Annotated in this window: 9 protein-coding genes; 2 read left to right on the forward strand and 7 right to left on the reverse strand. The window is 38.1% G+C overall.

Going from position 1 to position 12251, the window contains the following annotated elements:
* The first annotated feature begins 6 nt into the window (after positions 1-6).
* Complete coding sequence (gene pheA / locus ACIR131C_RS0118295; RefSeq protein WP_028091356.1) at positions 7-867, forward strand: prephenate dehydratase; 861 nt, start codon at positions 7-9, stop codon at positions 865-867.
* Positions 868-991: 124 nt separating this feature from the next.
* On the opposite strand, the gene ACIR131C_RS23310 is transcribed toward pheA, so the two are convergent.
* From ACIR131C_RS23310 to ACIR131C_RS0118325, 6 genes are all read right to left on the reverse strand, one after another.
* The gene (locus ACIR131C_RS23310) at positions 992-4126 is read right to left on the reverse strand and encodes a hybrid sensor histidine kinase/response regulator (protein ID WP_155963188.1); all 3135 of its coding nucleotides are present in this window, start codon (positions 4124-4126) and stop codon (positions 992-994) included.
* A gap of 137 nt (positions 4127-4263) precedes the next feature.
* Positions 4264-6639 carry a methyl-accepting chemotaxis protein gene (locus ACIR131C_RS23315; RefSeq protein ID WP_051347621.1) on the reverse strand — a complete coding sequence of 792 codons (2376 nt, stop codon included), beginning with the start codon at positions 6637-6639 and terminating at the stop codon, positions 4264-4266.
* A 19-nt stretch (positions 6640-6658) separates the two neighbouring features.
* Complete coding sequence (locus ACIR131C_RS0118310) at positions 6659-7213, reverse strand: chemotaxis protein CheW (protein WP_028091357.1); 555 nt, start codon at positions 7211-7213, stop codon at positions 6659-6661.
* Positions 7214-7228: 15 nt separating this feature from the next.
* Positions 7229-7594, reverse strand: a complete 366-nt coding sequence (locus ACIR131C_RS0118315) for a response regulator (RefSeq protein ID WP_028091358.1) — start codon at positions 7592-7594, stop codon at positions 7229-7231.
* 143 nt (positions 7595-7737) lie between these two features.
* Positions 7738-8637, reverse strand: coding sequence for a CPBP family intramembrane glutamic endopeptidase (locus ACIR131C_RS0118320; RefSeq protein WP_028091359.1), 900 nt, complete (start codon positions 8635-8637; stop codon positions 7738-7740).
* A gap of 190 nt (positions 8638-8827) precedes the next feature.
* Complete coding sequence (locus ACIR131C_RS0118325; RefSeq protein WP_028091360.1) at positions 8828-9253, reverse strand: AbrB family transcriptional regulator; 426 nt, start codon at positions 9251-9253, stop codon at positions 8828-8830.
* 1243 nt (positions 9254-10496) lie between these two features.
* Here ACIR131C_RS0118325 and ACIR131C_RS0118330 point away from each other — a divergent pair.
* The gene (locus tag ACIR131C_RS0118330; protein ID WP_081677222.1) at positions 10497-11504 is read left to right on the forward strand and encodes a succinate dehydrogenase/fumarate reductase iron-sulfur subunit; all 1008 of its coding nucleotides are present in this window, start codon (positions 10497-10499) and stop codon (positions 11502-11504) included.
* Positions 11505-11572: 68 nt separating this feature from the next.
* Here the strand turns inward: ACIR131C_RS0118330 and ACIR131C_RS0118335 are convergent, their stop codons facing one another.
* The gene (locus ACIR131C_RS0118335) at positions 11573-12097 is read right to left on the reverse strand and encodes a TolB family protein (protein WP_028091362.1); all 525 of its coding nucleotides are present in this window, start codon (positions 12095-12097) and stop codon (positions 11573-11575) included.
* Positions 12098-12251 lie beyond the last annotated feature (154 nt).

Consider the following 12251-nt stretch of genomic DNA (forward strand, 5'->3'; position numbering starts at 1 on the left):
AAAAGTATGAATCTGAAAATTGCACATTTAGGTCCACCGGGAACTTATGCTGAACAAGCTGCTTTTTTCTATGTCAATTGGTTGCAAAATTATCAGGATATCACCCCTGAAAAAAGTTTTGAACTATGTCCTTACCCTACCATTGCTCAATCATTGCAAGCGATCATCACCGCTAAGGCAAATATAGCTGTTGTCCCGGTAGAAAACTCTATTGAGGGAAGTGTTAATATGACTCTAGATAGCTTATGGCAATTAGATAATTTAAAAATTAAATTAGCTTTGGTTTTACCGATTCAACATACATTAGTTTCTAGATGCACTAGCTTAGATAATATTAAAACTGTTTATTCTCATCCTCAAGCTTTAGCTCAATGTCAAGGTTGGTTAGCACAGTTTTTACCAAATGTCAACTTGATTGCGAGTAATTCGACAACGGAAGCACTACAGAGATTAGAAGCAGAACTAACAACAGCAGCAATTTCCTCTAGTCGTGCAGCACAACTTTATAATCTACCCATTCTGGCTGAGGGGATTAATGATTATCCAGAAAATTGCACTCGGTTTTGGGTAGTTAGCACGGAGGAAAATAATACTATTGATTGTACACATACATCTTTAGCCTTTAGTGTCCCAGCGAATGTACCTGGTGCATTAGTGAAAGCACTAGAAGTATTTGCCCATTTAGGTATTAATCTGAGTCGCATTGAATCGCGGCCTACAAAACGCTCCTTAGGGGAATATTTATTTTATTTAGACATAGAAGCAGATGTAAATGCAGTAATTATGAAATCTGCTTTAGGAGAATTACAAAATTGTACAGAAATCTTGAAAATTTTTGGCAGCTATAGGGTCTTACCAGTTGGTTGATAATTCTCTATCATCAGTAGTCATGCAATATAATTTTAATTTTCATATTCAGACAGCAAAACTTTTCACTGAGCATAGGCACAAAGAATGATAAAAAGCGCGACCTAGTTATCAAACATCTCAATTAAGCAGTTACAAGTTTCTCTCCTTTCAACATCCGAGCAGCCGCTTCTAAAAGAGCCTCCTCCAAATATGGTTTAGTAAAGTAGCCACTAGCACCGAGTTCTACGGCCATTTTTCTATGTTTATCAGCACCGCGAGAGGTGAGCATGGCAACGGGTAAGTGATTAAGAGTATCATCCTGGTGAATCCGTGACAATAATTCCAGTCCATCGCAACGTGGCATTTCGATGTCACACAAAACAAGATTACAAAGTAAACCAGAACGGAGTTTATCCCAAGCTTCTTGGCCATCACGGGCTTGTTCTACACGATAACCAGCTTTATGAAAAGTTAGGGATAAGAGTTCTCGAACGGTAATCGAGTCATCAACAATTAATACAGTTGTTTCATTGTGATCAGAGTTAGAAATGTCAGCAGGAGGAGAAGTTGGATTTTGCCAGAATTTAGACATCTTATCATCAGAGATATCAATAATTTCTGCGACATCAGCAATGGGCATAATCATCCCATCACCAAGAACTGTAGCACCGGCTATACCAATGGGTTTAGATACTGGTCCTTCAAGTTGCTTAATGACAATTTCCTGTTCACCTAAAACTTGGTCAATCTGTAAACCAAGCATCGTATTACCTGAACGGACAACGAGTACGGAAATCATGTCATTATTTTTTTTCGTGACTAATGCCTTACCAGAAGTCAACTGACGATTAAAAACTAAGATGTCTTTGAGAGGTTTGATAGGAAGTTTGACTCCTCGCCAGATCATAAATGATTCTTCATGCAGATCTTGTTGGATTATTTGGGAATTAGCGGAGATACTTAAAGTATCCTCTACACCATCCATTGGGAAAGCAATTTTGAATTGATAACAAGCGCATAGTACTGCTCTACAAATGCTTAGAGTCTGTGGGAGAAAAATGGTAAAGGTAGTTCCTATACCTGGTGTCGAGTCAGTAGTAACTCTACCACGAATGTGGTTAATATCATTTTCAACAACATTTAGACCCACACCTCTCCCTTTGATATCATTTACTTCATCAGCGGTGCTAAAGCAGGGGAGAAATAAAAGCTTATATATGTCAAAACGAGACATGGATTGTGCCTGTTTGAAGGTAATGATACCTTTTTTAATGGCTTTGTTTTTAACTTCTTGATGATCAATACCAATACCATCATCACTTACAGAAATAATCGTTTGGTTGACCTGTTGTACGGCGCGAATGCTAATAATCCCCGTAGGGGATTTACCAGTAGCTTGGCGTACTTGAGGGGTTTCAATACCATGGGCGATCGCATTATTGAGAATATGAGTCAAAGGATATGTCAGATGATCTAAAATCATCTTATCAATCAAAGTATGGACTCCTTCCGTCACCAACTCCACTTGTTTACCATACTTAATAGCATTATCCCGTACTCCTCGTCGTAAGCGATCAATCACTTGGCTAAATGGAACCATGCGTGATTTCGTTAATTTTTCCTGTAGTTTACTGGTTGCTTGTCCCAACTGTCGGGTTACCTGTTCTATTTTTTCGCCCACAAATTCAATATCACTGGCTGACTCTCGAACTCGAACAATAAACTCAATCATTTCTTGGGCTAGAACATGGAAGGGCGTAAACTGGTCCATTTCGATTTCGCTAAAGCCGTGATAGGGAGGCGTTGTTGGGGAATCAACATTTTCACCAAAGCGATAACTAGCATTAGAGTCCATCTTATATTCTCTAAGACGACGACTCGATAGAAGAGATGCTTTCAGAAGTGATCCTTCGTAGTACTCCTGCATTTTTATCCCCGCCGCTGAGAGATGCTGTACTTGAGCCAGCAGGGTATCCACGTACTGTCTTAGACGTTCACGATCTTGCTCTAGGGTATTGCGATTTACCACCAACTCCCCGACTACGTTGCTGATATCATTGAGTTGTCTAACTGGAACTTTTATGGTTTCCAATTCTCCTATTGTTGCACGAATTTTATCACCTGGGATTTTGTTGGTAGAAGTTTTTCGTGATGTTGCAGTTGTATCCGATAATGTTTGGTTCTTACTGCGTGAGGGTAAATCGGACTGTGTTAACAAGTCCTCCCATTGACTAAAATCATCTTCTGGTTTCCAGACAGAAAACGGATTTTCAGACTCGACTACAGCAGATTCACCAATCACTAGTGGCTTTGAGCTAATCTGCGGTGCATCATCTTCATTCTCATCAAGTAATGCCTCTAATTCCAGAAAATCTTCATTCTCAATCACCACCTGATTAACATTTTCTCTCGGTGTTGCAGCTAAAATTTCTTCTAGTGCAAGCTCATTTAATAAAGATGCTTCTGTGAGAGAACTAGCAATTGCTGAATCTGTTCGTGATCCAGACGATGTTATTTCTAAATAAGGAGATGTTGCTAATTCATTTTCCTCTTCCCACAGAGACAAGTTAAAGTTATCATCCCTATTGGTTTCGACAACATCACTAAATAAATGCTCTATCTTTCGTGATCCAATTAGATCAAAAAATTCTACATCCTTAGAACTTATTTTTTCATCTTCCCATAGGAGTAAATTACTTAAATCCTGATCATTATCATCAATTTCATTGTCAGTAGTTAGTAGTTGATAATTAGTGATATCTTCTAATATTTCTTCTGCTGGCCAATTATCATCCAGAGTGGATATATCAGTTGCAAATAAACCAGCAAAGCTATTTAACTCAGAACTTTCTACATCGAGATGATCATAAATTGGAATTAATGACTGCAATTTTTTCCTATGTTCATCCAGCCATTTCGATATGACAATTTCTGATTCTTGTTCTGATAAATCAATTGGAAAACTAAGATTATCTATGAGAATTTTTAATCTATCACAGATATCCAGTAGTAAAGACTCTAAATTTAGGTCTACTTTCACAGGATGTTCTTGAAGAATCTTAAACCAATCCTCCAAACAGTGGGATGTATGCTGAATACTGCTTAGACCCAACATAGATGCACTCCCTTTAATGGAATGGGCAGCACGGAAGATTTCATTCATCATTTCCGCATTTTTTAGGGTAATTTCTAGATTCAGCAATCCCTGTTCGATGGTATTTAGCTGTTCTTTAGCCTCTTCGATAAAGTAACCTAAAATCTGTTCTTCTGGCTGCATAGTCATCGCCTTAAATTAATAAACAAAAAACAAATCATTCGCTTTCACTTTCACTTGTGGGATTAATAGTTTCATTTCTCATCTATGTTATGGATGATTATCTTTAACTACATCGGACTATATTTTTCTTATTTAAACTAAATACCACCATCAAGTCTTTGCGATTCTGGGGTAGATTCCACTCGGAAGCGTTCCACAGAGATAATCAAGTTGCGGGATACTCCCACTAAATATTGCAAAGCTGCCGCAGCCCGCTGTGCTTCTTGAGAGGTTTCCTGTGCTGTTCGCTCTACAGATTGCATTACTTGTGCTACATTCCGGGAAGTTTCTCTTTGTTCTCCAGTATCATTAGTAATTGAGCGTACTAACATATCAATGTGATTTGCCACTTCAATGATATTATCTAGGGATTGCTTGGACTCTTGTGCTAATCTAGTTTGGTTAATTACCTGTTGTGTTCCTTCTTCCATAGCCATCATCACCGAGCTAGTTTCGCTTTGAATTTGCATGACAATCTGTTCAATTTCCTGCAAAGACTTAGCTGATTTATCTGCTAACTGACGAACTTCATCAGCGACAATTGCAAACCCTCGCCCTGCTTCTCCTGCTCTTGCTGCTTCAATGCTGGCATTGAGTGCCAGTAAGTTGGTGCGTGAAGCGATTTGACTAACTAGGGCAACAATAGAGTTAATCTCTTGGGATGATTCTCCCAGTCTTTTCACTTTTCGGCTAGTTTCTGCTACTGTTTCCCGCAGTTCCAAAATCCCGAACACAGTATTTTCTACTACTTCTCCGCCTTTTTGGGCGATTTTACTCGCTTCACCGGCTACAGTTTCGGCTTCTTTTGCCGCTTCTGCTACCCGTTGGATCGAGTTATTCATTATTTGTACGGAATTTAACGCCAGAGCTAATTCTTTTGCTTGTCCTAGAGCCTCCGTTGATAAGTTGCTCGCAAAGGTTTCTGATGTGCCAGCAGCTTTTGTTACCTCATGTGCTGACTCTTTTACCTGTTGCACAATGTCCCTAAGATTTTGAATGATCAGATTAAAGGCATCAGCTACTGCTCCTAGTCCTTCGTCTGTGACTTCGGCTCGCACTGTTAAATCTCCTTTGGCTGCTCCTTCTACTTCGTCTAGAAGACGAATGACCTGAGTTTGCAGGTTGTCTTTAATTTCTTTTTGTGCAATAGTCTGGTGGGCATCTCTATCGGTTTTAGTAACCATAGACCGCACCATTTTATTAAAATCCATAGCTAACTGCCCTAATTCATCTTTTGAATAGACTTTGGCGGCTACATTTAGATTACCTTGACCCATAGCATGAAACTGACTTTGTAAATCCTGGGTGCTACGGCTAATTTTCTTGACCATAAAATTAGTCATAAACCAGGAGGTAGCAGCACCCGTAGCTCCTGCGGTTAGAGGAATTAATAAAGGCATGAACCAATTTGTATTCCGCATTGATTCCTTTTGTTTTACAGGTGTTGTCAAGGAACCTAAGGCACTAACAATCACTACAGCAATAACTGATACAACGCCTACAGTTCCAGCTATCCACAATTGTTTCTTATTTAAAGAAGCGTTTTCAAAGGATGCAAATAAATTTTTTTCAGGACCTATATTGGCTTCTTTGTTGGTAACTTCTGGCGAGGTGATATCCATAGGAATCACTTTTTGAGCCGCACTAATTGTCAATAATTCTTGATCATTATAGATTCTTTCATCAGCTAATGACTCATCAATATTTAAAACATTTTCAGAACCATCTAGGGATTCTGTGGGTATTCCCATGAGTTCATCACTACTATCTTGAACAAATTCAAATACTGATATATCACTGAGATTGTCAACTTCATCAAGGTCATTTAAAACCTCTCTATCATTATGAATTTCTCCGTCAGAAATCAATGTTTTATCAGTCATATTTGCTTCATTCTCATCATCAAAGGCGGCTATGAATGCTTCTAAATCGAATTGATTATCGTTATTTTTTCCTAATGATAAACTCGGTGGTGTAGTCATGTAGTTAAGATTCAACTCCGGTTTTGCGACTATTTGGTTGGGGTTAGAGTTTTCCAAATCATCACCAGTGAACATTTTATCTGTGGCTGAGAACTTAGGTTCTGTAAAAGGTGAATAGCTGTCATCATCATCACTAATTATTGAACTTTTACTAACTAAACCACTCCGATATGATATCGGATTACTTGTGAGGTATTCTGGAATTAAGGCAAAGGGATCATCACTTTTATCTCTCAGTTGCTCCAGAGAATTTCCGTCTAATTCGCTTGTATCAATTATTTCACTATAATCAAGAAACGGATTGTCCAGAGCATCTAGGGGTGGTTCATATTCTGGAAAAGAACTAAGTTGAGAAATATCGCTGGATTCTTCTTCACTTATCAACAGTTCATAAGACAAAGCCACTGTAGCATCGTCTTCAAAAAACTCTTGTTGATATGCTATTTTATTTTGATTAAAAGTCGAATCTTGATTATCTGTAGGTTTTGCCATTGCCTCTCTCCCAAGTTGATTATAACCACCGCGTACTTCGTAAAATTGCTACTTGATCTAATAGTTGCAAATACTTTTTTCCTGTTTCTGTATCAAATATATAAGCACCGCGCAAAAACTGAGTCTGATCATCTGGTACATGATTGATTGGTACGAGATGCTCTATATCCAACCAGTCTATTCCAGAAATTGCTGCAACTCCTAAGCCTAGTATTGTGTCCTGGTCTTCAATAATAATTATGGAAATTTCCGGGACATCCGTGTTTAACGGAGTTGTTTCAAGAAATTGCCCTAAATCAGCGACCCAAATCAAGCGCCCCCGTAAATTGATCGCACCTAAAAGCAAGGACGATGTATTAGGGACTTGTGTAATCCGACCAGGATTTAGTTCAATCACTTCCCGGATTCCTGTAGCCAGAAATGTAAACTCTTCACCTGAGGGTAGATAAAACCGCAAATGTAGATCAGACGATAATCCTATCTGATTACCCTGTACTGGAGAATTTTCTGGTTCTAATTGGGGAAGGAATTGAGATTGCCCTGGATCAGTTAAAAACTCCGAGTTGCTAACCATATATTGCTTTCATCCTTATCCTCGCAAGAGTTTTTTGACTGTTGTGAGCAATTCACTTTCTTTAAAAGGTTTACCTATATAGGCATCTGCCCCTTGCTTCATCCCCCAATAACGGTCAAATTCTGTACTTTTAGAGGAACACATCAGCACAGGAATGTCTTTGGTTTGAGGATGGGATTTTAAATATCGGCATAGTTCATAGCCATTCATGCGGGGCATAAAAACATCCAAAACGACTAAATCAGGAGGTGTGTTTTGAATCACCTTCAAGGCTTCTAATCCGTCTACCGCTTGGGTGACTTCTAAACCACTAGCTTTGAGGAGCTTTGTGATTATCATTCTTTGGGGGTTACTGTCTTCAACAATGAGAACTGTCATCATAATCTTATGATTTACATTTTGATTCAAATCTGAAATGCGATTTTAGGCAATATAACTTGCTTTGACCGCACAAGGGAACTATTTTTAAATAAATTAACTGGAGTATTTTACTAATTTACCACACAACATCACCTAAGTTGTGACTAAAACATGAGAATTTTACTGGCTTGGCAGGTAAAAGCGCTTGTAGACATAAATAAAAGCACTACCCCTGTTGCCAAAATGGACATAATTCCCGTTAATCCCGCTAAGGGTTTTTTGTTTTTACCTGTCACCCATGCAGAAATTTTATCTGTGTAGGTAATTAATCCTACTGTATCTATTGTAGCAATAGCCCATACCCAACCAGCATGAAGTCCCCATGCTATCCCTAAATTATTACCATCAGTTAATCTGGCTAATACTAATATCATGCCCATTAACCATAGTCCAGGAAGTTGAGGAATAGTTTCTTTTTGTTCCCATACTAAATGTAAAATAGCAAAAACTAAACTAGAAATAATTGCCGCTAACCAAATTGAATAATTTTGCTCTAATTTGGTCAATAAAAATCCTCGAAATACAAGTTCCTCTATTCCCCCTACAAACCAAGCCACTAAGAAAATTGTTAGGAAACTAGATGGTATTAACTTGATATTAGATTTTTCTAAATAGCACCAACCCAGACAGATTTGACCAAAGAATACTATGGCTAAAATGAAAACACCCAAGCCAAAACCAAATAATAAAGAAGGGAAAATAGAAACTTGCCCTACTAATCCATAATCAGAAAAAGAACCCAAGTTCAACCATTGAAATCCCCAGAGAATGAAAGGAACTAATAAGTAGAGAGACACCAATAAAGGAACTTTCTGCTCTGGTTGCAAAGATTTGTGTATTTGCCAATTCCGAGTAATAGCTAAAATTGCTACTAGTGGTAACCAACAACCTACCCAGATCATAAAAAAAGCCATGACCAAAAATACTGGTGTATGTTTAAGTAACTCCAGCAAAATATTGGCCGATGACTGCAAAAATGACACTAGAATAGACAAAAAAAACACTGTTAACTTCCCGTAAAAATATACATCTTGATTAATAATCAAGACTCTAACAGAATTTGTCACCTATAGCGGAGGCTAAATCGTTTTTTTATGTCTTATGTCACCGAAATCATAAATTATTAAACTACAGCTAATACTTAGCTGTAGCTTTAGGGATAAACTGAAATTGATCCCTAATCACTGCAAGAATTTATTCTTCTACATCTGATTCATCAGTATCATCATCAGACTGGATTAATTGTTTCTCACTTTCGCTTAACTGAATCAAGTGAATGTGTTTGTAACCTAGTCTAATTTCAAATTCATCACCGGGTTTTAAACCCATAGCTTTGGTGTAGGTCGCGCCAATGACGATTTGACCATTTTGGTGTACACTCACCCGGTATGTCGGTTCACGGCCACGACCATCTTTAGGTGCTTCTGGACTAAGGGGAATACCTCTAGCTGACAGTAAAGCATCATAAAAATCTGTGAGATTAACGCGAACTTGGCTATTTTTAGTAATGGTATAGTAACCACACTGTTTTGCTCTTTCTCGACGGGGTAAAGTTGAAAGTTCTTTAACTTTCGCTAGTAGTGTTTTTCCAGTTAATGGGGCAGTTGCAGTTTCAGTCATTATGCTCTAATTTTCCTTAATCTCTTCAAACCGATAGGGTAATCTGGCCTTAGCCATGCAAAAATTTTCTCTGAATCTAGTATTAAGCTTTTTAGCTAGGGACTGGATTTCAGAAGCAGATAGATAGAAGGGTAATGGATGAATTTCTGCTGATATGGAAGCACTAAAATAGTCTATTATAGATAACTATAATAGCTGTCTAAGTCATGGCTGCCACAGACATTAATTCCAGTAATTTTACCGCGATTTTAACCATGATTGTCCATCAGAAATTAAATTATTTTCTCTTTGGGCTGCTGAGTGCGGTGTAACTTCCAGCCACCCTTACAAATCAGGTTAGTTCTACTCCAAAAAGTTGTAGAGTCAATAAATTACAGGTTTTTCACATTTAATGCTGACTTTTCCCGCTTTTGAGTTATGGGCTTACACCTAATTCTCGTTTTTAGCTGAATACAGCATAGTATTTGTATGTGGTCTGAGAACATACACCCTTTGATTCTACCAGGAGAGACATGATTTTTCTAGTCTCTAGATTGTGAGAAAATCATAGAAGTTTTAGCCGTGCTTATGCGGTTATTGTTCCTGATTTTGTGAGTTCGTAATTTCCTATTAAATAGTAGCATGAAATAATAATAGCAAAATATTTTGAAAATTTTAAATTTATATTGCCACTAAATTTTGCTCTAAATCCCTGAAGTTGAGCGGGTAAAAAGCAGGAGAGATTTTGGCTGTGGTTGATGCTGTCAAGAGGATAATGTCAGGACTTTTATAAAAGTTAATCTGATTCAGATTGGCTGGGCTTGAGAGAATGAGTTAAATCAAGGGAATTTCTATGGCTTGGCCACAGCAGCTATCAGTGGTCAAAGACAAAAGGCCGGCTAGAAAATCCTGGCTGTTGATCACCGTTAAATTCCCAGATCTGATCAGATTATCTACGTCTGTCTAGGGGAAGAATAAATTTACCACATCTATGGGGTATTTGATGGGGACTGGCAAATATTTTCACTGGTTGTAACACTTCTATATATTTAAAGATGTAGAATTTTGATAACTAGGGCTTGACGAAATTCCTATTCAGTGTAAAGGATCAAGGGTAAAGCAGTAAAGCTTGCGGTCAACTTCAGCAGAAAAGAAAACGATTTTTATACTTGATGCTGCATACCTCGTCCTTACCTGTGCTGATGATTTTTGAGATATATCTCAGAAGAGAAAAGATTTGATCCCAATATTTGGACTGATCATGATGGAAGTTATTTTTAAGATTGCTCGACAACAAGAAAATTCTCACCCTGTTTTCCAATCCTACCTTTTGCAGGTACAACCAGGTAATACTATCCTGGATTGTCTGAATCAAATCAAGTGGGAACAAGATGGGACTTTAGCATTTCGCAAAAATTGTCGCAATACAATTTGTGGTAGTTGTGCTGTAAGGATTAATGGCCGTTCTGCTTTGGCTTGTAAGGAAAATTTAGGGGGTGAACTGGCCAGACTGGAAAAAATCTCATCATCTCACAATCAGTCTCCAACTACTCCAGAAATTACAGTAGCACCTTTGGGGAATATGCCTGTAATTAAAGATTTAGTTGTGGATATGAGCAATTTTTGGCATAATTTGGAAACGGTTGCTCCTTATGTCAGTACAGCGGGTAGACAAGTTCCTGAAAGGGAGTTTTTACAAACACCACAAGAAAGATCGCTCCTGGACCAAACGGGCAATTGTATTATGTGTGGAGCTTGTTATTCTGAATGTAATGCTGTTGAAGTCAATTCTGATTTTGTCGGTCCCCATGCTCTGGCTAAAGCATACCGCATGGTGGCAGATTCCCGTGATAGCAATACAGAACAACGATTAGAAAACTATAGCGCGGGAAATCAAGGAGTTTGGGGTTGTACTCGTTGTCTTTACTGTGATTCGGTTTGTCCCATGGAAGTTGCTCCATTGGCGCAAATCACCAAAATTAAACAGGAAATTCTGGAGCGTAAACAGAAAAATGATAGTCGTTCAATTCGTCACCGTAAAGTTTTAGTAGACTTAGTAAAACAAGGTGGTTGGATTGATGAACGTCAATTTGGACTCCAAGTAGTTGGTAATTATTTCCGGGATCTTCAGGGATTACTGAGTATTGCACCTTTGGGGTTACGAATGCTCCTCAGGGGGAAATTTCCCCTTTCCTTTGAACCCTCCCAAGGAACTCAACAAGTGCGTTCTCTGATCGAATCGGTACAAAATTCTGAACAAAATCAGAGTTAATTATATGCGATGATTAGTAATTTAGTCATGGGGAAGAATTTATTTTCTTCCTCGTTTTTGGCTTTACCTTAACTTGGATCTTGACGAATATTCAATTTTCGTCCAAATCGGTCATAAACTAAAACGTCCCATTGTCCATTATTATTGTACTCAAAGGCAATTCTACTACCATCAGCACTAATTGTGGGATTGCGGACTTCTCCTTGTAGATCACCTGCTAAATTCCGTAGTTGACGCACATCTTGATCATAAAGGATAATTTGTGTTCTTCCTTGACGACTCGCAGCAAAGACAATAAATTTACCATTTTCAGAGGCCGCAGGATGGGAAGCAATTGTATCAAAGGAATTTAATCCAGGTAAATTTACTAAATTACGAGTTAATGTATCAAACATATACACATCTTGACTTCCTCTGCGATCGCTGGTAAATACAATATATCGGCCAGAAATTTGCGGGTTTAATTCCGACGCAAAACTATTAAGACTTCTTCCCCCCGAATCAAAGGGATAACTGAGTAAACGTGGATAGCCAAAACACCCAGTTAATAGACTTGAGCAGAAAAATAAAATAATTGATATTTTGTAATTCATCTAAGCACAAAGCGACAAAAAAAATTTTTTAATTTTAATTTTAATTTTCAATTAAATTTTAACAGGACTTACGCAACTGCCATAATCTCCTAGATTGTAGTGAGAACTTTAGTTCTCTCTTTTGAGAGATGATAACCAAGATTGTAGTGAGAAC

The organism is Dolichospermum circinale AWQC131C (assembly GCF_000426905.1).
GTDB classification, from domain to species: Bacteria; Cyanobacteriota; Cyanobacteriia; order Cyanobacteriales; family Nostocaceae; genus Dolichospermum; species Dolichospermum circinale.